General features: G+C 62.6%; 25 protein-coding genes. 18 read left to right on the top strand and 7 right to left on the bottom strand.

Translation table 11 applies throughout. From position 1 onward, the window contains the following. Positions 1–172: 172 nt before the first annotated feature. Positions 173–1,492, bottom strand: coding sequence for an FAD-dependent oxidoreductase (locus tag RY1_RS09065; RefSeq protein ID WP_084727279.1), 1,320 nt, complete (start codon positions 1,490–1,492; stop codon positions 173–175). Between the two features lie 54 nt (positions 1,493–1,546). Beyond that, on the bottom strand, positions 1,547–3,163 hold the full coding sequence (locus RY1_RS09060) for an MFS transporter (protein ID WP_072803204.1): 1,617 nt from the start codon (positions 3,161–3,163) through the stop codon (positions 1,547–1,549). Between the two features lie 139 nt (positions 3,164–3,302). Here RY1_RS09060 and RY1_RS09055 point away from each other — a divergent pair, with 139 nt between their 5' ends. From RY1_RS09055 to RY1_RS09030, 6 genes are all read left to right on the top strand, one after another. Further along, positions 3,303–4,322 carry an NADP-dependent oxidoreductase gene (locus RY1_RS09055; protein WP_072803203.1) on the top strand — a complete coding sequence of 340 codons (1,020 nt, stop codon included), beginning with the start codon at positions 3,303–3,305 and terminating at the stop codon, positions 4,320–4,322. Positions 4,323–4,370: 48 nt separating this feature from the next. Then, positions 4,371–6,305 carry an oxidoreductase gene (locus RY1_RS09050; RefSeq protein ID WP_072803202.1) on the top strand — a complete coding sequence of 645 codons (1,935 nt, stop codon included), beginning with the start codon at positions 4,371–4,373 and terminating at the stop codon, positions 6,303–6,305. 178 nt (positions 6,306–6,483) lie between these two features. Next, positions 6,484–7,968 carry an aldehyde dehydrogenase family protein gene (locus RY1_RS09045; RefSeq protein WP_072803201.1) on the top strand — a complete coding sequence of 495 codons (1,485 nt, stop codon included), beginning with the start codon at positions 6,484–6,486 and terminating at the stop codon, positions 7,966–7,968. Then, entirely contained in the window at positions 7,965–8,480 is a 516-nt protein-coding gene (locus tag RY1_RS09040; protein ID WP_072803200.1) for a nuclear transport factor 2 family protein, read from the top strand. The genes RY1_RS09045 and RY1_RS09040 overlap by 4 nt, the downstream gene beginning before the upstream one ends. Positions 8,481–8,528: 48 nt before the next feature. Next, on the top strand, positions 8,529–9,008 hold the full coding sequence (locus tag RY1_RS09035) for a nuclear transport factor 2 family protein (RefSeq protein WP_072803199.1): 480 nt from the start codon (positions 8,529–8,531) through the stop codon (positions 9,006–9,008). Between the two features lie 29 nt (positions 9,009–9,037). Then, a complete protein-coding gene (locus tag RY1_RS09030; RefSeq protein ID WP_072803198.1) occupies positions 9,038–9,478 on the top strand; it encodes a nuclear transport factor 2 family protein in 441 nt (146 codons plus the stop codon). A 34-nt stretch (positions 9,479–9,512) separates the two neighbouring features. On the opposite strand, the gene RY1_RS09025 is transcribed toward RY1_RS09030, so the two are convergent. The 3 genes from RY1_RS09025 to RY1_RS09015 form a co-directional block, all read right to left on the bottom strand. Next, positions 9,513–9,971, bottom strand: coding sequence for a nuclear transport factor 2 family protein (locus tag RY1_RS09025; protein WP_072803197.1), 459 nt, complete (start codon positions 9,969–9,971; stop codon positions 9,513–9,515). A 132-nt stretch (positions 9,972–10,103) separates the two neighbouring features. Then, the gene (locus tag RY1_RS09020; RefSeq protein WP_072803196.1) at positions 10,104–10,928 is read right to left on the bottom strand and encodes an alpha/beta fold hydrolase; all 825 of its coding nucleotides are present in this window, start codon (positions 10,926–10,928) and stop codon (positions 10,104–10,106) included. Between the two features lie 15 nt (positions 10,929–10,943). Further along, complete coding sequence (locus RY1_RS09015) at positions 10,944–11,792, bottom strand: alpha/beta fold hydrolase (protein ID WP_072803195.1); 849 nt, start codon at positions 11,790–11,792, stop codon at positions 10,944–10,946. A 103-nt stretch (positions 11,793–11,895) separates the two neighbouring features. Here RY1_RS09015 and RY1_RS09010 point away from each other — a divergent pair, with 103 nt between their 5' ends. Together RY1_RS09010 and RY1_RS09005 are read left to right on the top strand one after the other, a co-directional pair. Continuing rightward, the gene (locus tag RY1_RS09010) at positions 11,896–12,381 is read left to right on the top strand and encodes an FAS1-like dehydratase domain-containing protein (RefSeq protein ID WP_072803194.1); all 486 of its coding nucleotides are present in this window, start codon (positions 11,896–11,898) and stop codon (positions 12,379–12,381) included. Beyond that, a complete protein-coding gene (locus tag RY1_RS09005; RefSeq protein WP_072803193.1) occupies positions 12,378–12,779 on the top strand; it encodes a hotdog family protein in 402 nt (133 codons plus the stop codon). The genes RY1_RS09010 and RY1_RS09005 overlap by 4 nt, the downstream gene beginning before the upstream one ends. Before the next feature lie 71 nt (positions 12,780–12,850). Here RY1_RS09005 and RY1_RS09000 read toward each other — a convergent pair whose 3' ends face one another. Together RY1_RS09000 and RY1_RS08995 are read right to left on the bottom strand one after the other, a co-directional pair. After that, the gene (locus tag RY1_RS09000) at positions 12,851–13,822 is read right to left on the bottom strand and encodes an ABC transporter substrate-binding protein (protein ID WP_072803192.1); all 972 of its coding nucleotides are present in this window, start codon (positions 13,820–13,822) and stop codon (positions 12,851–12,853) included. A 37-nt stretch (positions 13,823–13,859) separates the two neighbouring features. Further along, a complete protein-coding gene (locus tag RY1_RS08995; RefSeq protein ID WP_072803191.1) occupies positions 13,860–14,663 on the bottom strand; it encodes an enoyl-CoA hydratase/isomerase family protein in 804 nt (267 codons plus the stop codon). Between the two features lie 205 nt (positions 14,664–14,868). Here RY1_RS08995 and RY1_RS08990 point away from each other — a divergent pair, with 205 nt between their 5' ends. The 10 genes from RY1_RS08990 (at position 14,869) to RY1_RS08945 (ending at position 25,004) form a co-directional block, all read left to right on the top strand. Further along, complete coding sequence (locus RY1_RS08990; protein WP_072803190.1) at positions 14,869–16,152, top strand: aromatic ring-hydroxylating oxygenase subunit alpha; 1,284 nt, start codon at positions 14,869–14,871, stop codon at positions 16,150–16,152. Between the two features lie 126 nt (positions 16,153–16,278). Continuing rightward, on the top strand, positions 16,279–17,613 hold the full coding sequence (locus RY1_RS08985; RefSeq protein WP_072803189.1) for a zinc-binding metallopeptidase family protein: 1,335 nt from the start codon (positions 16,279–16,281) through the stop codon (positions 17,611–17,613). Positions 17,614–17,619: 6 nt separating this feature from the next. Continuing rightward, positions 17,620–18,591 (top strand): DODA-type extradiol aromatic ring-opening family dioxygenase, encoded by a 972-nt coding sequence (locus RY1_RS08980; protein ID WP_072803188.1) that lies wholly within the window; start codon positions 17,620–17,622, stop codon positions 18,589–18,591. Beyond that, positions 18,588–19,448 carry an alpha/beta fold hydrolase gene (locus RY1_RS08975; RefSeq protein ID WP_072803187.1) on the top strand — a complete coding sequence of 287 codons (861 nt, stop codon included), beginning with the start codon at positions 18,588–18,590 and terminating at the stop codon, positions 19,446–19,448. The genes RY1_RS08980 and RY1_RS08975 overlap by 4 nt, the downstream gene beginning before the upstream one ends. A gap of 404 nt (positions 19,449–19,852) precedes the next feature. Continuing rightward, positions 19,853–20,791 (top strand): ABC transporter substrate-binding protein, encoded by a 939-nt coding sequence (locus tag RY1_RS08970; RefSeq protein WP_245819565.1) that lies wholly within the window; start codon positions 19,853–19,855, stop codon positions 20,789–20,791. Beyond that, positions 20,791–21,597 (top strand): ABC transporter ATP-binding protein, encoded by an 807-nt coding sequence (locus tag RY1_RS08965; protein ID WP_072803185.1) that lies wholly within the window; start codon positions 20,791–20,793, stop codon positions 21,595–21,597. Before RY1_RS08970 ends, RY1_RS08965 begins: the two co-directional genes overlap by 1 nt. Further along, positions 21,594–22,427, top strand: a complete 834-nt coding sequence (locus tag RY1_RS08960; protein WP_072803184.1) for an ABC transporter permease — start codon at positions 21,594–21,596, stop codon at positions 22,425–22,427. The genes RY1_RS08965 and RY1_RS08960 overlap by 4 nt, the downstream gene beginning before the upstream one ends. 194 nt (positions 22,428–22,621) lie before the next feature. Beyond that, on the top strand, positions 22,622–23,611 hold the full coding sequence (locus RY1_RS08955; RefSeq protein ID WP_072803183.1) for an NAD(P)/FAD-dependent oxidoreductase: 990 nt from the start codon (positions 22,622–22,624) through the stop codon (positions 23,609–23,611). Between the two features lie 3 nt (positions 23,612–23,614). After that, positions 23,615–23,944 (top strand): ferredoxin, encoded by a 330-nt coding sequence (gene fdxA / locus RY1_RS08950; RefSeq protein ID WP_072803182.1) that lies wholly within the window; start codon positions 23,615–23,617, stop codon positions 23,942–23,944. A gap of 250 nt (positions 23,945–24,194) precedes the next feature. Beyond that, positions 24,195–25,004: an IclR family transcriptional regulator gene (locus RY1_RS08945; RefSeq protein ID WP_084727294.1), complete on the top strand. Its 810-nt coding sequence runs from the start codon at positions 24,195–24,197 to the stop codon at positions 25,002–25,004. Positions 25,005–25,010 lie beyond the last annotated feature (6 nt).

The raw sequence follows: 25,010 nt of genomic DNA, 5'->3' as shown, positions 1-25,010 counted from the left end.
CGAACCAGCTGTCACTGCTTCCGGGAGCGCGTGGGAGTTCCGTTCGAACGCAATCCAGATCTGCATGTCTTTCCGCATCATCCGGCCGAACTGAACTGAACTGATGTCAGTTTGAAATCTAGCCTCGGTTGCTTGTGATGTCAATCACGGGCTCCTGCGACAAGGGCGGAGGTCAGCGCACCTCGGCCGCCGCGGCCAGCCCGAGTACCAGTGCAGCAGCCAGCCCACCTGCGTACGCCCGATTCCACAGGCCCCCGGTATCGGAACCGGCAGCGAACAGCCCGGGGATCGCTGCGCCGTCGACGCCCAACACGCGGGCGCGGCGGTCGATCGTCACTCCGTGAAACGGGAAGGTGATCGCGGGAACTGTCTCGATGACGTAGTAGGGCGGTTCGGACATCGACGCGCTGTCGAGGGCCCGGCCAGGGGCCTGCCCGATTCCGCGCTCTGCCGCGTCGTTGAACCGTCTGACGGCCGAGGCGATCGCCGCACCGTCGTACCCCCACTCTTCCGGCAGGTACTCGAGGTCCTCGAGCGCGTCGGCCTTGCCCACGCGCCCACCTCGCTTGCCTGCAAGCGCGAACTTGTCGATCGCGACCGCCCCCTCTACGTACGAGGCCGACATCCAATCGCGGTGCACTCTGGAATCGGCGATCAGTAATCCGCGGCCGCCCGGTCGGGACAGCAGAGCCATGGCCGTCAGGTGATCGCCGAGAGTCTCGTCGACGAATCGCTCGTTGTCGGTGTCGAACAGCAGGGCATGCTCGCTGTAATACAGGGACAGGTCGACGAAATCGGCCGGATCGACCAACTCGATTCCGCTGGGAATCAAATGCCCGTAGAAGCCGGCGTCACCGACGCCGGTCGCGGCACCGACGCTCGTCGCCAGCCGATAACCGTCGCCCACGCTGTGCGGATTGGACCGCAGTTGCATCTCCCCCGCCGCAGGATGCACGTGCTCGGCCAGCAATGTCTTGTTGCCTTGAAACCCTCCGGTCGCCAGAAGTGTGCTGCGCGCGTGCACTTCACGCGGGGCGTTCGACCCGGTGCGTATCACCGCACCTCGCACAACACCGTCTTCGAACAGCAAGCTCTCGGTGGTGGCCCGCAGCAGCACGTCGCCACCAGCATCACGGACCATTCGCGTGCACAGGTCGACGTACTGGTTGGTATCGAACTTGTGGCCACGGCCGAAACTCAGAATTCGCTGCGGTTCGCCGACCTCGACGCCGACCGAGCGTATCCACTCGACACCGTCGTCGAAACGCTCGACGAGGAGTCGCTTGAGTTCCGGGTCACCGTGGGGATTCTGTTCGTCGAGCACATCGTGGTCGGGCGCCGTCCACGCGTATCCCGCATAGCGCGCCGAACCCCCTACATCGGAGCCGATTTCGACAACGCACACCGTCTTTCCCGCACGCGCAGCATGCGCTGCAGCGGTCGATCCCGCCATTCCCGCACCGATGACGAGCAGGTCGTAGCTTTCTTCCACATCGACTCCTGTTTCGGTGACGCACCACTGCGTCGGTCGGTTTCTGGTCGTTTTCTAGAGTGAGGACGGGCGGACCAACACTCGAACGCATGGGTCCGCCACGAGATGTGCAGCAACGGCTGCGCGAAGTCGAAGCTCGGGAACGGTCAGCCTGATCGTCTCCTGAGCCTGGTACTCCGACCAGTCCTCGAAGGCGCACAGCTCGACGAACATCTCGGCCGACTGAGCTGACTGAGCTGACTGAGCTGACTGAGCTGACTGAGCTGACTGGGCAATGGACCAGCGGACCGCACCCAAGCGCAACCTGGACGATTTGAGCCCACCCATCTGCGCAAGGAATTCGTCGATTCTTCCGCGATCCACCAGGTAGGTCGTTTCGACGATCACCCTGCGACCGTCGTATGCCTCGGGCAGCGTGGGCGGGCCTTCCACTCCTGATGGGTCAGGAGCTATCGATTCGCTCGGCAGAATGCCGCAACGGATGATTTCCATGGCCGAGATCGCCATGACGAGAGCCGAGAGCAGGACCGCAGCGACGAGCCCGATCGTGTCGGCGAGAAATCCCCACATCAGCGCCCCGACGGCCTGGCTACCTTGAAAGGTCAACAGCACGAATGCGATCACACGCGATTTGATCCACAACGGCATGACGGCGTGAGTAGCAATCATCCAGGTGCTCTGCACCGCCACCCACGCTGCGCCCACGACGACCAGTAGCACGAAGACAACACTCGATAAGGGCACAAGCGCGAGACCGGCCAAGACCACCGCGTATGCCACGGAAGCGACCGCGACGAACGAGTTCCAACTCAACCGAGTACGAAGCGGCATCAGAACGATGGTCCCGGCGACCGCGCCGATACCGATGGCACCGGACAGCATGCCGAACTCGAATGTCGTTGCGTTCAGCTGCTCATGGGCGACGACCGGAAGCAGTGCCCAGAGCGAACTTGCCGGAATTCCGAACATCGTCACCCGCAACAACAATCGGCGCGTCCATCGTGAATGCCGGATGAACCGAAGACTCGTCTTCACTGCGTCGTGAACGGATCCGTTCTTCGGACTCTTTCCCGAGGCGGTCGGCACCTGAGTGGATGCCAGGACCACACACAGAGCAAAGAGAACGGCAACCGTCGCGAATGCTGCGGCTGACCCCCATGACGCAAGAATCGCGCCGCCGACAACGGGTCCGACAGCGCGCGCACCGTTGAAGATCGCGCCGTCGATTGCCGGAACCACCGCCATCATTTCCCGAGATACCAAGTTGGGCAGCAGCGCCTGCCACACGATCGCAACCGACGCCAGACCGCAGCCGGCGACGAACACAGCGGCCATCAGAACCGGGGTGACGGCGAGCCCGAGCTGCTGCAACACTGTCATCGCCACGGACACGACCAGGAGCACAGCGGCCGTTCCCGTCAGCAGCAAGCGATGCCCCGCGAACTCGGCGACCGCGCCGATCGGCAACGCCAGGAGAAAGAACGGCACACTGGCCGCAAATTGCACGGAGGAGACGGTCAGGGCAGACTCTCCGGCCTCCGTCAACGTCCACTGAACAGCAAGAACCAGTATCCACACGCCGACGGCAGCACTGAGTTCGAACCCCAGCATTCGGCGAAGCTTCCGTGTTCGCAACGGCGCGAAGAGGCTCGGGGTCGTCGCTGAGCTCACGATGTGCTGACCTCCTTGACGATCCGGGTTCGCTTGAACCTAGTTCAGTTCTAGAGTTCGCGTGCTATTTTCACACCATCTGGAACTGAATTCATATCAAATGTTGTCCCGGCGCAATCCCCGAGGAGGATTTATCCACATGCACAGTCGACAGATCTGTCTCGCGTCGCGCCCCGCCGCACAACTCGAGCCCCAGAACTTCGAGGTGCGTGAGTCGCCCCTGCCCACTCTGGAGAACGGCGAAGTGCTCGTCCGCAACACCTGGCTCTCCATCGATCCGTCGATCCGGCTGCGACTCGACGACGTCGTGCCATCGGGATATCTACCGCGCTTCGAACTCGGTGAACCACTGGTCGGTCTGGCCTTGGGGGTCGTCGTCGATTCTCGGAGCGACGACTTCGTCCCGGGCGACACGGTCTCGCACATGCTCGGATACCGCGACTATGCCGTCGTCTCCGCCACCGCCGGTGGCCTGGGCGGGGCGGGAACACTGACCACGGTGGAACCAGGCACGTGGCCGCTGCAGTGGTTTCTGGGCCCGCTGGGAAGTTCCGGCCTCACCGCCTACGTCGGACTCTTCGAGATCCTCGGCATCGAACCCACTGACACAGTGTGGATTTCGGCAGCCGCAGGCGCGGTGGGAAGCATCGCAACACAGCTGGCACGACGGCACGGTTGCACTGTCGTCGCATCGGCCGGAACTCGGCAGAAGGTCGACTATCTCGTGGACGCGCTCGGGGCGTCGCGCGCCTTCGACCACCACGACGGAGACGTGGGCGCCCTACTGGCCGACGCAGCACCGGACGGGATCGACGCGTATTTCGACAACGTCGGCGGTGGCCATTTCTCGGCGGCGCTCGACCACTTACGACCACACGGCCGGATCGCGATGTGCGGCGCGGTCTCGACGTACGGGACCACTGCACCGATGCCGTCGAACCTGTTCCAGATCACCGCAAAGAGTCTTCGCATCAACGGTTTTCGAGCCGGCGCCTACAACCACCTCTACGATTCCATGCGTTCGATCGTCGGTCCTGGCCTGCGCGACGGCACGATGCTCTACGAGGAATCAGTCTACGACGGCCTGGGCAGCGCTCCGCTCGCACTCATCGAGATGCTGAACGGCCGCACCAGAGGAAAGACACTCTGCCGGTTGTAGGTCGTCGACCACGCAGAGCACGCACCCGGATCAGAGCGGAGGACATTCATGGATCACCAATTCCCGCACTTGTTTTCACCGTTTCGCATCGGCGGAACGACGATCAAGAACCGACTGGTCGCACTGCCTGCAGGCACCAGCATGGCCGAACACGGCGTGCCCACACACGGGGATACCGACCACTTCGAGCGACTCGCCGCAGGGGGCGTGGGCCTGATCATCGGCGGGGCCACCGTGGTTCACCCCACCACAACCCTCCGCTCACGAAAGCTCGTCGAGGCATACCGTGACGAGTTCATCCCGGCCACCACGGCAAAAGTCGACGTAATCCACGCGCACGGATCTCGATTCATCGGTCAACTCTGTCATCTCGGGCGCGAGTTCATCGGCGGCGAGTCCGATGCGCCGCCATCGGCGCCATCACCCATCAAGACCGTCCGTGACGCGTATCCACCGCACGAGCTGACCATCGCCGAGATCGAGGACATTGTCGAAGGATGGCGCACCTCGACCCTCAACCTGGTGCGAGCGGGCGCCGATGGAGCCGAGGTGCATGCCGCCCACGGTTACCTGCCTGCACAGTTCATGTCGCCGCTGACCAACCAGCGAACCGACAGTTTCGGTGGGTCCTTCGAGAACCGGATGCGATTTCCCCGAATGGTCGTCGAGGCAATGAAATCGGTGATGCCTGCCGGATTCGTGCTCGGTGTTCGCCTCAGCGGAGAAGAAGAGATCCCCGGTGGTATGGATATCGACGACTGCGTCCGGGTAGCGGAAAATCTGGCCGGTCTCGGAATCGACTACTTCAGCATCACTCACGGCACGCGCGGTAAATACGTCAAGGATTCCACCGGTCCCGACGCAGTCGCCATTCCGTCCGCAGCGAAAGTCCGCGCAGCGACGGGCGTACCGACCCTGGTCGGGCAGAGAATTCGTGATGCCGCGACGGCCGATCACGCCATCAAATCCGGACACGTCGACATGGTGGGGATGGCACGCGCGTTGATCGCAGATCCCGACCTACCCATCAAATCGCAGTCCGGTCGCCTGAACGAAATACGCGGATGCCTTGGTATCAATCAGGATTGCCGCGCTTTCGATCCGCATCTGCAGTGCGCCGTCAACGCCGAGATCGGCCGAGGCAGGCACCCAGGAGTTGGCGTCAGGGCGCCCGAGTCGAAAGATGTGGTCGTCATCGGCGGCGGCCCTGCAGGACTGGAAGCTGCGCGGGTGGCCGCGGGACGTGGTCACCGAGTCTCCGTCTTCGAAAGAGACACCGTTCTGGGGGGCGCCGTCCGTGTCGCCGCCGCATCCCCGCATCGGGCCACTCTGATCGACGTCGTCGACTACCTGGAGCGTGAACTCAGACGCCTGAAGGTCGAGGTGAACCTCTCGGCCGGAATCGACATCGATGACGTAGCCGACATACTCGGTATGGCAGATCACATCGTGGTGGCCACCGGGAGTCGGGTTGCCGGTCCACCCCCGGAGCTCGGCGGGCGACCGTCGGCGTCCGTGGACGACGTGTTGCTCGGTCGTCTCCCGAACATCACGAGTCGTCGCGCCGTCGTGTACGACGAGTCCGACGGCTTCTGGCCCGCCTACAGCGCTGCAGAGGCGTTGGCGCTGCAAGGATGGGACGTCACATTCGCGTCGCCGTTGACGGCATTGGCATCGCGGGTGCCCGCAGAGAGCGCCGGACCGCTTCTCGCCAGACTCGGATCCGTCCGCGTCGATCTACGGATGGCAACATCGCTTGTTCTCCCCGTGGACCCGGCAGAACCGCTGATTCTACGACCGGCCTTCGGGATCGGTGACGTTCACGTCGATGACGCACTGACGGTGTGGCATCGACCCCGCGTTCCGGTATCAACACTCGGCCTCACTCCGAGCGACAACGTCACCCTCATCGGCGACGCCGTCTCGCCGCGCAGAATCAGTCACGCCATCGCGGAGGGGTACAGAACGGGCGCCGCGATCTGATTTCTCGGATACGCCTGGGCACAGTACTTTTCGCATCACTACACGCTCGTGTCTCACTTCCTCGACCGCCGATATTTCTCGATTGTGACCGTTGACACACAGGTCCGGATCTATCTAAACTGAAGTCACTTCGGCTGATATCGGTGGTCGATCACGGAGTGAAGACGAGGACGAATACATGTACAACTACCCCATCTCCGAAGCCGCACGCTCGACATTGGCGAGAGAGATCTTCGGGCACGTGATAGACGGACAGGTCGTACCCTCCCTCGACGGACGAACGATGGACATCGTCGACCCCGCACGGGGCGAGTCGGTGGCACGCGCAGCACTGGGCGGCGAAGCAGACGTGGACCGCGCAGTAGCGTCGTCACGCAAGGCATTCGACGACGGCACCTGGCGGCTGCTGGACCCACAGGACAAAGAGCGTCGACTCCGGCGGATGAGCCAGCTACTTCTCGAACGTCGCGATGAGGTCGCCGAGCTCGACGTCATCGATGCAGGATTGCTGAGGTGGTACGTCGACTTCACCGTCGATTTCGCCGCCAACGGCATCGACTACTACTCGGGCTGGCCGACGAAGATCAACGGTTCGATTCCACCGGCACCACCGAACTTTTCGGTGCGACAGGAGAGAATTCCGATCGGAGTCATCGGCCTGATCACGCCGTGGAACGGACCGATCAGTGTATTCGGTTCCGTGGCAGCGGCATTGGCAACCGGAAATTCGGTGATCCTGAAGCCGGCCGAGCAGACACCGATGACGGCAGTACTGATGGCGGAAATTGCCTTCGAGGCAGGAATACCTCCAGGTGCATTCAATGTCCTGCAGGGACCGGGCTCGTCGGTCGGAGCCGCACTGGTGGCCCACCGTGGTGTCGACGCGATCTCGTTCACCGGATCGGTACCCACCGGCAGCGCGATCCAGGCAGCGGCATCGAAGCGCGTCAAGCGAGTGTCGTTGGAACTCGGCGGAAAGAGCGCATTCATCGTGTTCCCCGACGCCGACATCGAGGCCGCTGCCGCCGCGTCGCAAATGGCGGTATGGGGCACATCAGGACAGGTGTGCACGGCCGGATCCCGTGTCCTCGTGCATAGTTCGATCAAGGACCAATTCCTGGCTGCAGTACTGAAGGGCACCGAGGGAATGAACATCGGGTCGGGCTTCGATCCCTCCACGCAGCTCGGGCCGGTGGTGTCTTCCGAACAGCTCGAGCGTGTGAGCTCGTATGTCCAGATCGGGCGAGACGAAGGTGCCACGGTGGCCAGCGGTGGATCTCGTCTGGACATCCCCGGTTACTTCCACGAACCGACGGTCTTCACAGGAGTGACCAACGACATGCGCATAGCACAGGAGGAGATTTTCGGGCCGGTCATGGCGATCCTGGAGTTCGAGGACGAAGCCGAGGCCGTACAAATCGCCAACGACACCGACTACGGTCTCGCGGCAGGGGTATGGACCTCGGATCTGGACACATCCCAGCGGGTGTCGGCCGCACTGCACGCAGGCACGGTGTGGATCAACAGCTACCAGATGGTCTACCCGTCGGTTTCCTATGGCGGAGTCAAACTTTCGGGACACGGACGAAATCTCGGAGCAGCCTCGATCGACGAGCTGACGCAGATCAAGAGTGTATGGACCAAAACCGGAGATGCCCGATGAGCACAGTGGAACAGGACGCGGTGAAGCAGAAAACAGTGAAGCAGAATGCGAAGACCGAGGACAGAACAGCAATCGAAGAGTTGCTGTACAGCTACGCGTCGAGCATCGACTCGGGCCAGATGCACAAGCTCCACGACATCCTTCACCCCGATCTGTGGGCGCAGTACGGCAATGGAGAACCCGTTCAGGGCGCATCGGCCGTCATCGACTGGATGACGGAGTTCACCAAGACGTGTGAATGGCAACATCACATGCTGAGCGTGTACAGCATCGACATACAGGGTGACGCCGCGAAATCGCTTGTCTATCACAACTCCTACGAGAAGTTCGCCGGCGATGACGAAGTCTGCTTCCTCATTGCGCGCTACCACAACGAGCTTGTGCGCCACGAAGGTCGGTGGAAGATCTCGAAGCTTGTCTTCGAGATCGTCTGGGGGGAAAAGCGACCGGCCAACACCGACTACATCGCCGCAGTCGGCGGACGTGGACCAGCAGTGCCTGGATGGCCGTGACTTCAGCCCTTCGATTCTCCGACAACCACCGAAAGAAACAGTGACTCCATGACCATCGAAGAACTGCTCGACATCGAGTCGATCAAACAAGCCCGAACCCTCGGTTCGAAGTACTTGGATGCCGGCCGTCTCGACGAACTCGTCGCCCTCTATCACCCGGACGCCGTCTGCGATTTCGGTCCGTACGGGAGTTGGACGGACCGATCCGAATTCAAGAAGAACTTCGCCGCGGCGGAGGAACCCTTCTACGCGAGCGGATACTTTTCCAATCTCCACGTCGTCGTCAACCACACCGTCGAACTCACCGGCAAGGACTCCGCCACTGGGCTGGTGTACCTCCTCGACTTCGTCACCGGCGATCAGATCCGACCAGGCGGAAACCCGCTGTACTGGCTCGGCGTGTACGAAGAGTCGTACAGCCGGACCGACGAGGGATGGAAGATCCTCCGACAAAGTCTCAACTTCATCTGGCCGGAGCGGATGCTGGGCGACGGCTTTCTCTCACGCCAAGCATCCACGGAACAATGAACTCCCCCAACCCAACTCCAGGAGGACGCATGACCACAGCGACATCGGGCCAGAACATCGTCGCCGACATCGAAGAGATCCGAATGCTCTCTGCCCGATACGCGCTCGGTCTCGACCGCTTCGACATGGACGCTCTCATGGCACCGTACGCACCCGACGCGGTGTTCGACGCCGGACCGATGGGACTCGAGAGCTACTCGGGCACAGAAGCGATACGAGAGTTCTTCTCGCACAACCAAGAAGTCATGGCTGACCAGATGCACCTGTTCAGCAATTTCCTCATCGAATTCGACGGTCCCGACGAAGCCCACGGAAGCAACTACCTCCTCCAAGACGGCCACAACAAGGACGGCGCAACCGTCAAGTGCTTCTGTCTCAACGAAGACACCTACCGTCGCACCGACACCGGATGGCACATAGCGTCCAGACGGATCAGCCCTCTGATGCCCCCACAGCTCGAGGGGTACTGAGTAGCCCGGAAAGCGACTGCTCGACGAACACGGGTTAACCAGCGATAGTGTCGGGATCCCACTGCTCCAGGAATTCCCGGCTGACCGGCCGTCGTTCGAACGGAGGGATGCGCGGAACGGTGAGTCGGTACCGAATCCGCCATCCCTCCGACGTGCGAACGAGTTCGTCGAAGTAGTCGCCGCCGTGGACGGCGCCGTCGGCGACCGTGGCGAGATACCGGCTACGTGCCCGCACCGTCCCGCCGACGTCCCGCCAGATCACCGAGTCGACGGTGTGATGATCGACAGTCCCTACCTGGAAGTTCCGTGTGAACTGCGCGGCCTCGTCGATTCCGTTGTGCACGAAACCGTTTCCGACGGTGTTCTCGAGGACCATGTCGTCGGTGAACACGAGGTGCAGCAGATCGTGCCTACCGTTGTCGAAGACGTGCGAGAACAACGCCAGCGTCCGGCGGATCGCCAGATCGTCTTCGACTGTCAGCGGCTCGGTCATCGCTTCCCCCCAGCATCGGACCGTACGGCCGGAGCCGACCTCCGGTTGGACCACAGTAACGAAGCACCGCTGTCTACGGACCCTCTACCTGTAGGCGAGGCCGTTCAGCCGGCCGATCCCGGTAACTCGATATCACTGTGTCTCGGCGAGAGGCTGCTCTCGCGTCAGGAAGGCGAGCGACGCCTCGGCGATCTCAGGGGCCTTGTCTTCGAAGAACGCGACTGTGCCCCCGTCGACCACAGCCGAGTGCAGCGCCACCGAATTTTCGAGGCCATTGTGCAGCGCCTCCATGTGCGGCATCGCAAAGGTGTCCGCAGAGGCGCCCAAGAGCAGAGTCGGTGCGTTGACCGAACCGATGGTGTCTTCGATCCGGTAACGACCGCACGCCTTGTGCCCCTCGGCCGGGTCGCCCCGGTGGGCCAGCGCATCGTGAACGAAGCGGTCCAACAGCGGAGCAGCCGGGTGCGGATAGTGCGGCAGCCGCAACTGCCACAGTTGCAGCAGATGCTGCCCATCTTCGCTCTGTTCGACCTGGTCGACGCCGCCGGCGCGTGCCCGCGACTTCCGCTGATCCGGCCCGGTGTAGGGGCAGGACGACAAGATCAGATGGTCGACCCGATGCGGCATCCTCGCGGCAAGATCGAGTGCGACCAACGCGCCGGTGTGATGTCCGAGTACATCTGCGGACGCAATGCCGAGACCGTCGAGCAGTTCGAGCGCCGACTGTGCATACAGCTCGATGGTGTGCGGCGCCTCGAGCGCTGCGCTCGCCCCGTAACCAACCATGTCCATGGCGATGACGCGACGGTGTGGCGCCATGAGAGGGAGGAACTCACGAAACTCGTCCCACGATCGGGGCGCCTGATGCAGCAGCAGCAGAACCGGCCCGTGCCCTTGCTCGGTAAAGTGGAGCTGCCCGAAAGACGAATCGACATAGTTCGATCTGCAGGACTGCATGTCGGCCTTTCTCTTTCAGAGTTGCTGATCGAGGAATCCCGAGACGACGGCGTGGTAGTCGTCCGGGCGCTCTTCCTGAAGGTGATGGGACGCGCGATCCATGATGTAGAGCTGGCCCCTCGGGATCATGCGGGCGAGCATCAGCGGATAGTCGGGGGTGAGAAACGCGTCGAACATGCCCCATGCGAAGAGCACAGGTGCCTCGATCTGTCCGAGTTCGACTGTGAGGTCCTGCCAATCGCCACGCGGATTGTCCGACGCAGCAGCCAAAGCCATCTCGTCGGTATCGAGACTCTGCCGATAGCGCATCTCGACGGTCTCGTCCGGTAGCGCGTCACCGTCGAACCATTCGAGGCGGGTGATCAGCTCACGCATCTTCTCTTTCGACGGCCCCGTGCCGCCGTAGTACACATCACGCGCATTGCGCCCCCGCCGACCGTTTTCCGGTAGCGGCGCAAGTGGGCCGTAGAACACGGGCATGCTGCCAGTGACAACCACAGACCGAACACGATCGGGATACTTCGCCGCGAGATTCAGTGCAATCGTTCCGCCCCAGGAGTTGCAGACGAAGTCTGCGCGCTCGATCCCTAGTTCATCGAGCAGCGCAACCGTCTTCGCTGCGTGGAAATCCCACATCGGACCGGTGATGGTCACTTTGTCGGAGAGTCCGTATTGGAGGATATCGACGAGTATCACGCGGCGCTGCGCGGCGAACAGCTCCGCGACGGGGCCGAAGTCGGACCACGCCGTACATCCGGGTCCGCCGCCGTGAAGAAACACGACGGGATCTCCGTCACCGAGCTCGTGGTAGTGATACTTCACGCCATCGGCGGTCGCGTACAAACTTGGGGGTCGTTGTGCCATAGGAACAGTCAATCCACCACCGCCGTTCCAGGAAAGGGAACGGGTCCGCTCTGCGGTCCACAGCACTCACCTGGCGCGTCGAGAAGGCCTTACCGTCGAACTCATGAGATCCGATCTGGACACCGCCGAGTCGAACGCGAAGAAGGTGCTCGGCGAAACGCAGACGCGCTCGCTGGGCCAACTGCGGGCTGCCGAGGCCATCGCGTTCGCTCGTGCCTGCGCCGAGACCGACCCGCGATATCTCGATGCCGACCGAGCCGACTTCACCGTGCACCCGATGTATCTACCGAGCATCCTCCGAGGCCCGGAAGGAGGGCGTGACGACGAGTACCGACCGGACGGCATGTTCGCCGACGAGGTCCCCGGAACGACGGGACTCGACGTACGCCTGATGGCGGGTGGCCAATCCCTCGACTTCGTTGCCGTGCCCACGGCCGGTGATGTCATCACGGTGGAACGCACGATGGCGACGGTCGAGCGAAAAGGCAAGCCAGGGGCGGAATTCCTGCTCCTGGTGATGTCCAAGGTGTACTCGTCATCGACGTCGGGACCACTCGCTCACGTACGAGAAACCTTCATCGTCCGATGAGCGAGATCAGCAACGACATCGACGGCCGAGAGCTCGAACCACTCTCCCTGACAACAGATCCTGTTCGTGTGCTGCGCTTCGGTGCGGTGACACACAATGCGCACCGAATCCACTACGACGACGCCTATCCCAGGACCGAAGGTCTGTCGGGTCCGGTCGTGATGGCACAGCTGCAGGGCGCACTGTTCCATCGGGCTGCGGCGACATTCGCAGGACCGACCGGGCGGGTCATGTCGTTGAGTTGGCAGAACCGAGCCCCCGCATACGTGGGAGCGACACTCGTCGTGACCGGGATGGTCACCGAAAGTACCCACGGCACAGCAATTCTGACGATGAACGAGCATTCCGACGATGGCGCCCTGTGCGCCACGGGCCGGGCAATCGTATCGATCCACTAGCTTCGGACCAGCACTAGCTTCGGACCAGCGGGTTTCGGGGCGAGAAGTCTCGCCCCGAACCCGTTCGGTCACTATGTGTGCTCGGGCACCCAGCCTCGCAACAACACCGTCGACGGATCGACATCAGCAGCGAGAACGCCTTGGGCGGTGAAGAAGTCAACCAAGCTCTGTGCCTGCTCGATGTCGGCATCGGTGAAGTCCCGCCCACCGAAGTCGATCTGGGTCACCTGCGCCTTGGCCGCGGCTTCGTCGATCTGGATCGCAGATGCGGTCGCTGCGGCCGCGCGATCGGGATCTTCGTCCACGATCGCCGATGCCTCGGCGATGACGCCGAACACCTTGCCCGCCAGTTCCTCGTTGGCCGCTAGCCATCCCTCGGATCCGATGATCCACTGCGAGTACTTGGCTCCGAAATCACCCGTCGTGGCTACCACGTTGCCACCCGACGCCTCGGCCTGAGCGACCCACGGGTCGAACGAGATGAAACCCTCGATGTCGCCGCGGGCCAGCAATGCAGGCTGCTCCGGTGGAGACGTCGTCACGAGCGTTGTTTCGGCGGGATCGATCCCGAGACTGCGCAGGTAGAGATCGGTGAAGTACAGCCCGATGCCCGGGAACACGCCCATCGTGGTGATATCGGCCGGAGCGAGCCCCTCACGCAGTACGACCTGGAAGTAGCGGTCGGAATCCTGGAACACACCGAGTGCACGGAGGCCGGGGTTGGCTGCCATCACCGTCAACGCCGTCGAATCGGCGTTCCCGGACAGCTCCGAGGTTCCGGCCACCACGTTCTGCGCGGCGGCCGCACCCCCTTCGGTTTGTATCACCTCGACGTCGAGACCTGCTGCGTCGAACATTCCTTCGCTGTCGGCAAGGAAGATCGGTGCGTACGAGGCATCGACACCGACCGAGATCCTGACTCGTTCCGACGTGGCCGCGTCCTCTGTTGCCGGGCGCGTACACCCTGCGGCCAGTACGGTCACCGACGCGATACCGAGAGCAAGTGCTCGCCCCAGTGTCGGTCGAGTGCGGAGTGAAAACATTCGAATACCTTTCGATAGATATCGCCGTCGGTGCAGATCAGCGACCGGTGAAGTTCGGGGGACGTTTGTCGAGAAACGACTGAAGTCCCTCGGCCGCATCGTCTGTGGTGATCAGGTCGAGCACTGCGTCGAATTCGAGGTCGAGGGCCCGGTCGAGTGGAAGCGAAGCACCGTCGCGGACTGTTCGTTTGAGCAGGCCGATCGCAGCAGTGGGCTTGGAGGCGTAGCTCGCCGCGCGCTCCGCGACAGCGGCATCGAAATCGGAGTCCGGTACCACCAGATCGACCAGTCCGTAGTCGAGGGCGGCGGACGCCGACAACCTCGTTCCTTCCATCATCAGCAGCATCGCACGGTGCGCGCCGATGAGACGAGGTAGTCGCTGACTCCCGCCTGCACCAGGAAAGAGCCCAAGGGAAATCTCAGGGAAGCCGATGGTCGCGGACTCCGCCATGATGCGCAGATCGCAGGCGAGCGACAGTTCGGCTCCACCACCGAGAGCGTGTCCGTTGATCGCAGCTATAACCGGTTTGGGGGCGTCGACCAGGAGGTTCTGGACATCGACCCATGGGCGCATCGCACGTTGGGTCTCCTCCGTCAGTTCCCGCATCACCGAGATATCGGCCCCGGCCATGAAGAACCGGCCGGTCCCCCGCACGACCACGCATCGCACGTCCGGTGAATCGAGCACCGCTGGAAGCGTATCGATGAACTCGGCGATCAACGCAGGATCGAACGCGTTCGCAGGTGGTCTATCGATGACGATCGTCGCGGTAGCGCCGTCAACCGAGACCCGCAGGCGTGATTCGGGCTCCGCGGATGTCGCACTCTGTTCCTTGGTCATAGGCAGCCCCTTTATCTCGTCGAGGATTCAATGATGGCCGACCAGGCGCCGATGGCCACATTCGTCGGGTCCGGCCAGCAAACCCACCGACGTCTCCGACACCCATCGACCCGGCGGGTCTGCTCAGTGAACCGGATCCATTGGGGACCGACCTCCGCCTGCCTCAAGATTCCTCTATTGCGCTTGCCTTTTCGAGAGGACTCCCATGACCAATGTCGACGCGACCGGAACTTCGGCCGCACCACGTGAACTGCAGCGTCCGCGCGCAGCGGGCAGGCAGGACTGGACGGCCTGGCCCGAATACAACGCCGCCAGCAGCGGGTATCGGGGCTACTGGTATCCCGTCAGCTGGTCCAGCCACATCACCGAGGACCCCAAGAGTTTCATGCTCGGCGGGGAAAAGCTGATGCTGATGCGTGACGGAGGAACGATCTACGCCCTCCACGACCGCTGCCCGCACCGCGGCGTCCCGTTGTCCGAGGGCGATCAGCAGTTTCCCGGTACGGTCAGCTGCCCGTATCACGGCTGGACGTTCAAACTCGATACCGGCCTGCTCGCCGCCGTCATCACCGACGGACCGGATTCCAAGATCTGCGGCAAACTGTCGGTGAAGACCTACGCCGTCGAGGAACGTCTCGGATTGACCTGGGTGTACCTGCCCATCGGCGACGAACCTCCCACCTCGATCGACGAGCAGTTGCCGCGGGAACTCGTCGAGAACTCGGGGATCATCGGCGGTCGCATCCAACCGCGTCAGGGCGACTGGCGATTCGCCTGCGAGAACGGGTTCGACGAAGGCCACGCCAAGTATCTGCATAGAACATCGCTGTGGCGGTTGTTCAAACCGATGCCGACATGGAACATCACCCGAATAATCCCCGAAGGCAGGTGGATCTTCCGGGTCCAGGACGAGGTGTACTGGGAGGCCACTTTCCCCGGCGTCGGGACGTGGACCAGCAAGCGGTGGTGGAAGAAGACGCCCGACGAGTCCAAGGTCTCGAACATCGGGAACACGGGAGCGGGCACCGAGATCAATCCAGTGATCGCTGCGCAGAACTTCCCCGGCTTCGCTTCCCTCGCCATGCCGGGCATTCTTCGAATCGCGTACCCGAACTTCGTTCACTACGAGTTCTACGTCCCCGTCGACGACGAGAATCACCGCTATGTCGGTCTGATGGTCAACTTCGTCTCCGGTCTCGGCAAGGCCAAGTTCTACGCCAAGTACCTCGGTGCGATTCGTTGGCTGTTCCACGGCCAGTTCTCCGGCCAGGACGCCTGGATGGTCGAGGTCACCGACGCACCGCCCGAGAAGCTGTATCGCCCCGACGTCTCATTGACGACGTGGCGGAACCTCGCCGAAGAGGAATACACCGCAAAGCTCGCTGCAGCAGCCGAATTCGCACCGAAGCCCGTCGTACGGGCGCCACGAGAACGACGCGCGCCTGCCCAGCGACCGAACGGCTCCGTTGCCGACACCCCCGACCAATGACAAGGAGAACCAGATGCTGAAGCTCGTAGCTGCCGCGACGACAGGAGCTGTCCTCACCGTGGGTGCTCGATACCTCTGGGCGTTCGTGGCCGAACATTCCAATACCCAGATCCACCAGGTCAACCCGTGACCGCTCCGGCAACCGTCGACGCCGACGCTCAGCGCCGGGAGTGGACAACGAAGGCGCAGAACCTGGTCGATCGACATCGACTGCGCGAGATAGTCGTCGGCCTCGTGGACATCGCAAGTCCGACCGGTGACGAGTCGGCGTTGGCCCGTCACCTCACCGAAACGATGACTGCCGCAGGCCTCGACGCGCGCACCATGGAGATCGACGACCGTCAGGCGAACTCCTGGGGCCGGGTCCGCGGGCGCGGCACCGGACCCGACCTGATGCTCTACGCGCCCATCGACACCGTCACCACCGGCAACCACGACGAGGACATTCCCGCCGCCGGAGACCACCTGCGCCCCGACATGCTTGCGTCGGCGCAGGTCGACGGCGACTACGTCATCGGGTTGGGAGCGTCGAACCCCAAGGGGCATGCGGCGTGTGTCCTGGCTGCGGTGGAAGCAATCGCAGCGGCCGATATCCCCCTCACCGGAAGCCTGATCGCGGCATTCGGTGCGGGCGGTATGCCCACCAATGCCCGGCCGGGTGTCGGCAACCCACGGCTGAACACCGGCCAGGGCGTCGGTTGCTCGTTCATGCTCGAACAGGGCGTGTGGGCCGACTTCGCCCTGATCGCGAAACCCGGGTGGTCCGTGTCGTGGGAGGAGGTGGGTCTCGCATGGTTCGACATCACGGTCCACGGAACGCATACCTACGTGGGCTCTCGGCACCGTCTGCCCTATCTCAACCCCGTTGCTGCCGCGGGACAGGTTGCAGTGGCGCTCGAACAGTGGTTCCCCCAGTACAGCGCCGCGCACACCTCGGGGCTGGTGTCCCCGCAGGGCATCGTCGCCAACATCCGCGGTGGTTGGTCACGGACCGCCTCGTTCACCCCCGAGCAGGTCACGATGACCGTCGACCTGCGGTTGAGCCCGCGCACCACTCCGACCGCTGCCAAACGAGAACTCATGTCTGCCGTCGCTGCCATCTCGGAGGACCTCGGCGGACTGCGCATCGACGTCGAACAGATTCTGTCCATCGCAGGCGAGTCCTCCGATCCGGACATGTGGCTCACGCGCAGCGCAATACGTGCATGGGAGTCTCACGAAGGTCGTCCACATGAACCCGGATACGGCATGAGCGGCGCTACCGACGCCAACATCCTGCGCAGTCGCGGAATACCGACCGTCCGCGTCGGGATGCCGAAGGTCGTCGACGCTCCCTTCGAGGTGGACTTCGCGATGGGAATGAACACCGTGGACCTACGACAGGCGCAGATGCTGACGAACTACCTGATCGACGTTGCGATCGACACCACAACTCGTTCACTCGACGAAGTAGGGATCTGAACACAGATGGCCACCATAGTTCTGGGCGTCGGCGCGTCCCACAGCACTCTGATGAACACGCACTGGGAGCAGACGACGCACAAAGCCGAGGCCGAACGCTTCCGCGACGGACTCGCATCCACTCGTGATCGAATTGCAGAGGCTCGGCCCGACGTCGTCATTCTGTTGGGTTCCAACCATTTTCGCGGCTTCTGGCTCGATCTCATTCCCGCCTTCACGATCGGGGTCGGGGAATGCATCTCCAGCGGCGAATCCGGCACACCGAAGGGTCCACAGCGGGTCGACGTCGAGCTTGCCCGCCATCTCGCGGGCGACATCGTCGAGGGCGGCAGGTTCGATCCGGCATTCTCGGCGCGACTGCAGATCGACCATGGCCAGTCTCACGCCATCCAGTACCTTCTCGACGGAATCGATGTTCCGATCGTTCCGATCGTGGTGAATGTCTTCGCGCCGCCACTTCCCACGTTCGCCCGCTGCCGAGATCTTGCTGCGGCACTGAAGGACTCGTTGGAACGTGAGGGCTCGGACAAACGAGTGGTAGTGATTGCGTCCGGCGGATTGTCGCACCGCCTGCCGTGGCCGGATTGGCGCGACCCGCAGGGCGCCGACGAGGACTTCATGGTCCGCGCGTGGCTCGACGGACGCGAGAACTGGGCGGACTACGACGTTCGTCGCCGCGAGATTATCCGTGCGGCGGAGGCTGCGATCACCCCGTCCTTCGACGACTACGTACTTCGGCTCTTCGAGAAGGGCAGTGCCGCCGAGCTCGCCGACTACACGAGCGAGATGATCGACACACAGGCCGGCAACGGCGCCCAGGAACTGCGCACCTGGCTGATGATGTCCGCCATGCTCGATGACATCGACGCCGAACGCATTGCGTACGAAGCAATTCCGGAATGGTTGACGGGCATGGGAATCGTGGTTCTCGACCCTCGGCAATCAACCGCCAATACAGAGAAAGTGGAGACCTCATGAGCATATGGACCGAACTGGCAGGACTGGACTTCACGGTGAAGACCGTCGATGCCGGTGGAATCGCGACTCGTTCACTGCAGACCGGTGCGGGTGACGAAGCCGTGATCTTCCTGCACGGCACCAGCGGACACCTCGAAGCATTCGCTCGCAACCTCGCGGCACACGCCCCGTACTACGAGTGCCATGCCATCGACATGCTCGGACACGGATACACCGGCAAGCCCGACTACCCGTACGAAATCCCGCGCTACGTCGATCATCTCGTCGCATACATGGATGCCGTCGGACTCTCGAAGGCGCACCTGGTCGGAGAGTCGCTCGGCGGTTGGGTCGCGGCGTACCTCGCGACCGAACTTCCGGAACGAGTCCTGAGCCTGCAGTTGCTGGCCGCAGGCGGTACCGTCGCGAATCCCGAGGTCATGGAACGGATCAAGACTTCGACCAGGCGTGCGGTGACGACCGACGACATCGAGCTGACCCGGTCCCGTATGCACCTGCTCATGCACGACCCCGCCAATGCAACCGAGGAGCTGGTCCAGGTGCGCCACCGTATCTACCACCAGCCCGACTTCGTGGCCAACATCGACAATCTCCTCTCCCTTCAGGAGATGGAGACCCGCCAGCGAAACCTCCTCCGCCCCGACCGGCTTGCGAAGATCACGGTCCCGACTCTCGTGGTGTGGGGCCAGCAGAACCCGTTCGGCGACGTGCCCGAGGCCCGCAAGATGGCAGCCGACATCCCCGGAGCCCGCCTCGAACTGTTCGAGGGATGCGGCCACTGGCCGCAGCACGAGCAGTTCGCTCGCTACAACCCTCTGAGCCTCGAGTTTCTGCAGAAGGTTGCAGCTAACTCCTGAGACTTCGCGTTCGTACCCAGTGTGGCCGGCGACACCGATTGTGGTGTCGCCGGCCACACTGGGTTCAGCGGCAAGCGAAAACCCATGCGCGAAAACGATCTTGATCCCACGACATCAGGTGTCGGAACGCCGTCGAAGTGTAATCGCCGACACGCCGCAATGTTGCGTTTTCGGTCTCGATGTTTCAACGATATTTCCGACGGATGCCGAATTGACCTACGTAAGTTGCTGTGGCGTAAGTTCGTTGGGCGGGTCCATACGGTGGACCGAGTTGGTGGGCGCCAGCTCGGAGCGCAACTAGCTTTTCGGCTACAGCCACCGCGTTTGCGGCCAAGAACCTACGAACAGGAAGCGTGCGCCCCATGCCCCCACTATCGACAGTCGGCAGGACGAGTCTTGTCGCAATGGCAGCGATCACAACGCTGTTCGCCGGCGCATGCAGCCGTCCGGCGACCGAAACGGCAGCGGCAGAAAGTTCGTCCGGAAGCATCCGTATCGCCGTCGGCGTCGACGCTTCCTACGCACCATTCTTCCTGGCGGACAAGCAGGGACTCTTCGAGGACGCCGGACTCGACGTCGAGCTGGTGCAGTTCGGCCGTGGCGGTGAGGCCGTCGACGCACTCTCCACCGGTCAGGTGCAGATGGCAGGCAGCTCGGACACCACGACCATCGCCCAACTGCAGCAGAACCCTTCACTGCGGGCGATGTACACCTACGAGTCGTCAGGTGAATACATCAAGGTGGTCCTGCGCAACGGCGTCGACGACGCGAAGGCCGTCAGGAAGATGGGCGTCGTGGCAGGCCTGAGCCAGATCTCCACCGTCAAATACCTCGAAGCGAACGGGGTCTCCCCCGATTCCGTCGAGATGATCACTGCTACCCCGACCGACATGCCCGCGCTGCTCAGCCGCGGGGACATAGACGGCTACGTGCTCTGGGAGCCGTGGCCGGCAGCGGCCATCGACCAGGGCACCGGCAGGGTCGTGGCCACCACGGGCGACTTCGACTGGCTGTACCACCACTGGGCCCTCACCACGCAGTCCTGGCTCGACGGCAACGAGGACACCGCGCGCAAGGTACACGACGTTCTGGAGCAGGCCGCCGAGAACGTCCAGGCCGATCCCGATGCCGCCGCACAGGCAACCATGACAGCGGTGAACTCCGACGAGGAACAAACCTTGACGGCCATCGATCAGATCGACTTCGCTGTAGAAGATCTGACCGCAGCCAGCGTCGCCGACGCTCAATCCATCGTCGATTTCTACACCGAGATCGGCGCAATGAACACCCAACCCGATTTGAACGCAACGATTCTCGTCGGTTGGTCGACGGAAGGATCCTGATGAGTGTTGACACGATAGACGGTGTTCCGATCGAGACGCGCGACGTCGCCATACGATTCGGCGAACTGGAGGTGGTATCCGGGATCGATCTCGACATCCGCCCGGGCGAGTTCGTGTGCCTGCTCGGTCCGAGCGGCTGCGGAAAGTCGACGTTGCTGTCGGCCCTTGCCGGCTTCACCGACGTGGCCTCAGGAGACATCACCTGCGACGGTGCGCCGGTGAAGGGCAACAACACTCACGCGGGCATGGTCTTCCAGAGCTCCGAAGCACTGTTCGAGTGGATGACGGTCAGCCAGAACGTCGCCTACGGTCCGAGGATGCACGGCGCGAGCAAATCCGAACAGGCTGCCCTCGCGGCCGAGTATCTGGCGATGGTCGGATTGCGACATGCGGGAGAGAAGTTTCCGACCCAGCTGTCGGGCGGCATGAAACAGCGCGTACAGATCGCCCGTGTGCTGGCCAATCAACCGCGCCTCGTACTCATGGACGAGCCGTTCGGAGCATTGGACGCACAGACCAGGCAGGTCCTGCAGATAGAGCTGGACGGAATCTGGCGGCGAACAGGGTGCACGGTCGTGTTCGTCACCCACGACATCGACGAGGCCATCACACTGGCCGACCGCGTCATCGTCATGACTGCCGGGCCGAGCGCGCGAATCAAGAGTGTCTATCAGGTCGACGCTCCTCGACCGCGAGACCGCAACCATCCCGCCGTCATCGACCTCTACGAACGGCTGAGGGACGATATTCGTGCGGAAGTGGTTGCATCGCTGCGCAACCAAGGAATCGAGGAGGACCAGCTATGACCGCCGTCATCGCAGGCAGAACTGCACCTTCGTCAGCGACGAAGAACGGACGAAGCGGGAGGGCATTCGACGCCGGTAAATCGGCGATGCGCACCGGCGCATTGTTCGCCACCTCCGCAGCCATCGGATTCGCCATCTGGTCCTTCCTCGCCTGGTGGTACGGGCCCACCACCATGGCGTCGCCGACACAGGTCGTCTCGGCCGCGCGGGAGCTTGCCGACAGCGGGGTTCTGTGGACATCGATCCAGGCCTCCGCACAGCGCATTCTGATCGGCTGGGCGCTCGGCGTCGTCGTCGGAGCACCCGTGGGAATCCTCATGGGGCGCATCAACTTCGTGCGTCAACTGCTCGATCCGTACATTGAATTCTTCCGATTCATCCCGCCCATCGCGTTCGTCACGTTGGCCGTGGTCTGGTTCGGAATCGGCGAGACGTCGAAGGTCGTTCTCATCTTCTACACCTCGGTGTTCATCGTGACCGTGAGCACTATCGCAGCCACCGTGGCGACCAACGAGAACAAGCTCCAAGCAGCAGCAAATCTGGGAGCGAGCAGACTTCAGATCATGAAGACAGTGGTCCTGCCGTCCACCGTGCCTGGAATCGTCACCGGCGCTCGGTTGGCAATGGGCAACAGCTTTCTGACGATCGTATCGGCGGAGATCGTCGCGGCCGACGCCGGAATCGGATCGATGATCTGGCAGGCTCGCAACTACGGCCGTATCGACTGGACGTTCGTCGGCATCATCACCCTCGGCATCATGGGCTTCCTGTTCGATCGCATCCTGCGGATCCTGTCCACGAGATTCCTCGGCCGATACGGCGTGAAGTGATCGCCGACAGAGCAGGCACGATCGCCTGAATGGCACGAAGGCCGGCCCGAGGTGATCGGCGCCGTCGATCCGGAACGGGCCCGTACGACGCATGTCGTACGGGCCCGTTTGTCATCGCCGAAGCAGGGCAGATTCAGTCCACTGACCGGACCGATTTCATATGCCCTGCGCCGCACTGTGTTTAACGTTCAGGTATGACTTCTTCGCTGGACCTGTCGGTCGACATAGTTATCATCGGCGCCGGACCGGCCGGGCTGTACGCCGCCTACTACGCGGGCTTCCGAGGCCTGAGTGTCGCCATCGTCGACGCATTGGACGAGCCCGGCGGGCAGGTCAGTGCGATGTACCCGGAGAAGGCGATCCTGGACATCGCCGGATTCCCCTCCGTCAAGGGACGTGACCTCGTCGATGGACTTCTGACACAAGCCGCCCCTTACCATCCGAACTACATCCTCGGCGCGAGAGCATCGACACTCGACCACAATGCCGATGCAACTGTGACCGTCGGAACGGACAAGGGCCACAGGATTTCTGCCGGCGCGGTGGTCATCACCGGAGGTATCGGAGCATTCACCCCCCGCCCGTTGACCAAGGGAATCGACTTCCTCGGCCGCGGGCTGAGCTACTTCGTTCCGGACCTCTCCGCACACACCGACCGCGAAGTCGTCATCGTCGGCGGCGGAGACAGTGCATTCGACTGGGCACTACACCTCGAACCGATAGCGCGATCGGTCACGCTGGTGCACCGACGCGACAAGTTCCGCGCCCACAAGTCGTCGGTGGACCGAGTGTTCGACAGTTCTGTCCAGGTCCTGGTCAACTCCGACGTGTCCGCCGTCCGCGGCAACGGGTGGATCACCGAGGTCGAGATCACCGACAAGAGCGGTGTGGCCCGAACCCTACCTACCCAGTCCGTGATCGCATCCCTCGGATTCACTGCCGATCTCGGGCCACTCGGCGACTGGGGAATCGCAATCGACAACCGCCACATCGCGGTGAACACCCGCATGGAGACCAACGTCCGGCGCGTGTACGCAGCCGGTGACATCACCGACTACCCGGGCAAAGTTCGCCTCATCGCCGTCGGGTTCGGCGAAGCAGCCACCGCAGTAAACAACGCCGCCGCAGTACTGGACCCGGAAGCGGAGATCTTCCCTGGGCATTCCACCGAACAGGAAGTATGAGTCATGGCATTCGTCATCGGAGAAGCCTGCATCGACTACACAGACCGCTCGTGCATGGAGGAGTGCCCGGTCGACTGCATCTACGAAGGAGACCGCAAGCTCTACATCAATCCAGCGGAGTGCATCGACTGCGGCGCGTGCGAGCTTGCCTGTCCTGTCGAAGCGATCACCGTCGATCGCAAAGCGGACCCCGAGTTCCGCGAGGACAACAAGCGATTCTTTCTCGACATCCTGCCGACACGTACCGAACCGGTGGGTAACCCCGGCGGTGCAGCCAAGATCGGGGCTATCGGAGTCGACACTCACGTGGTGTCCGAGTTCGCACCCCAATGAGTCCGATTGTTAACAACTCGAAACGAGTCCACTGAGCGGACCGGTTCAGCGATGCAACGGGTGAACAAGGGCTTAACGTAAGGGGTAGGGGGCAGAAGGATCCGCATTTCGACGACAGAGGTGAGCGATGTCTTCCGCAGTTCCTGAAGTGACACAGCCCGAAACAACACGGCCTGGGTCGATACCGATCGACTCCGCCAGGTCGCTTCGGCTCGAGACGGTGCCCCGTCCGACGGCGGCCGTATCGGACATGACGTCCGTGTTGGGCAAGGCTCGCCTCATACTCGATACTTTCGACAGCAAGAACACCGACCTGTCGTTGACCGAGCTGACTCGTCGTAGCGGAGTGGCCAAGGCAAGCGTGCATCGACTGGCAGGCGAACTCGTCGAGTGGGGTTTGCTCGAACGCGCGGGGACCAAGTATCGACTCGGGCTCCGTCTCTTCGAGCTGGGTCAGATGGTGCCGCGCCAACGAATACTGCGCGACGCGGCACTCCCCTATATGGAAGACCTACTCCTCGCCACCCAGGAGACCGTTCACTTCGCTGTTCGAGAAGGGCTCGATGTCCTCTACATCGAGAAGATCGTGGGACACCGCGGACTCAACGAGAACTCGAGGGTAGCGGGTCGACTCCCCCTGTACTGCACCGCAACCGGCAAGATCATCATGGCATTCTCGCCGCGGGAGGTCTTCGAAGAGGTTGTGGCCCAGGGCTTCACGGCCCTGACCTCGCGCACGACGATGTCGGTGTCGGTACTCGGCAGCCAACTCGAACGCATGCGCAAGGACCAGTTGGCCGTCGAGGTGGAGGAGACACGTCTCGGATACATGAGTGTTGCCGTTCCGGTGTTCAGCGGCAACGCTGTGCTGGCGGGCGCATTGTCGGTCACTGCACCGACCTCGCGGATGAACGTCAGCCGCGTGACCGGCGCTCTCCGAACCGCGGGGATCGGCATATCACGCACACTTCAAGCAATGAAGTGCCTGCAATCAGCCGGTGCAGGCCGCGAAGATACCTGTCACCCCACCGTGTGTTCGTTCAACGGATGCGGCAACTGATCACGA

The sequence above is a fragment of the Rhodococcus yunnanensis NBRC 103083 genome, from assembly GCF_001895005.1.
In the GTDB taxonomy this organism is placed as follows: Bacteria; Actinomycetota; Actinomycetes; order Mycobacteriales; family Mycobacteriaceae; genus Rhodococcoides; species Rhodococcoides yunnanense.
Note: the sequence above shows the minus strand (reverse complement) of the source record. Positions and strands in the feature narration are given on the sequence as shown.

Coding starts and splice junctions, on each gene's coding strand:
- RY1_RS09040 (WP_072803200.1), top strand. CDS start 7,965: ATGAGCACAGTGGAACAGGACGCGGTGAAGCAGAAAACAGTGAAGCAG.
- RY1_RS09015 (WP_072803195.1), bottom strand. CDS start 11,792: ATGGCACAACGACCCCCAAGTTTGTACGCGACCGCCGATGGCGTGAAG.
- RY1_RS09055 (WP_072803203.1), top strand. CDS start 3,303: ATGCACAGTCGACAGATCTGTCTCGCGTCGCGCCCCGCCGCACAACTC.
- RY1_RS09050 (WP_072803202.1), top strand. CDS start 4,371: ATGGATCACCAATTCCCGCACTTGTTTTCACCGTTTCGCATCGGCGGA.
- RY1_RS09000 (WP_072803192.1), bottom strand. CDS start 13,822: ATGTTTTCACTCCGCACTCGACCGACACTGGGGCGAGCACTTGCTCTC.
- RY1_RS09035 (WP_072803199.1), top strand. CDS start 8,529: ATGACCATCGAAGAACTGCTCGACATCGAGTCGATCAAACAAGCCCGA.
- RY1_RS08995 (WP_072803191.1), bottom strand. CDS start 14,663: ATGACCAAGGAACAGAGTGCGACATCCGCGGAGCCCGAATCACGCCTG.
- RY1_RS08955 (WP_072803183.1), top strand. CDS start 22,622: ATGACTTCTTCGCTGGACCTGTCGGTCGACATAGTTATCATCGGCGCC.
- RY1_RS09020 (WP_072803196.1), bottom strand. CDS start 10,928: ATGCAGTCCTGCAGATCGAACTATGTCGATTCGTCTTTCGGGCAGCTC.
- RY1_RS08980 (WP_072803188.1), top strand. CDS start 17,620: ATGGCCACCATAGTTCTGGGCGTCGGCGCGTCCCACAGCACTCTGATG.
- RY1_RS09005 (WP_072803193.1), top strand. CDS start 12,378: ATGAGCGAGATCAGCAACGACATCGACGGCCGAGAGCTCGAACCACTC.
- RY1_RS08990 (WP_072803190.1), top strand. CDS start 14,869: ATGACCAATGTCGACGCGACCGGAACTTCGGCCGCACCACGTGAACTG.
- RY1_RS08975 (WP_072803187.1), top strand. CDS start 18,588: ATGAGCATATGGACCGAACTGGCAGGACTGGACTTCACGGTGAAGACC.
- RY1_RS09010 (WP_072803194.1), top strand. CDS start 11,896: ATGAGATCCGATCTGGACACCGCCGAGTCGAACGCGAAGAAGGTGCTC.
- RY1_RS08960 (WP_072803184.1), top strand. CDS start 21,594: ATGACCGCCGTCATCGCAGGCAGAACTGCACCTTCGTCAGCGACGAAG.
- RY1_RS09030 (WP_072803198.1), top strand. CDS start 9,038: ATGACCACAGCGACATCGGGCCAGAACATCGTCGCCGACATCGAAGAG.
- RY1_RS08965 (WP_072803185.1), top strand. CDS start 20,791: ATGAGTGTTGACACGATAGACGGTGTTCCGATCGAGACGCGCGACGTC.
- RY1_RS09045 (WP_072803201.1), top strand. CDS start 6,484: ATGTACAACTACCCCATCTCCGAAGCCGCACGCTCGACATTGGCGAGA.
- RY1_RS08945 (WP_084727294.1), top strand. CDS start 24,195: ATGACGTCCGTGTTGGGCAAGGCTCGCCTCATACTCGATACTTTCGAC.
- RY1_RS09025 (WP_072803197.1), bottom strand. CDS start 9,971: ATGACCGAGCCGCTGACAGTCGAAGACGATCTGGCGATCCGCCGGACG.
- fdxA (WP_072803182.1), top strand. CDS start 23,615: ATGGCATTCGTCATCGGAGAAGCCTGCATCGACTACACAGACCGCTCG.
- RY1_RS08970 (WP_245819565.1), top strand. CDS start 19,853: ATGGCAGCGATCACAACGCTGTTCGCCGGCGCATGCAGCCGTCCGGCG.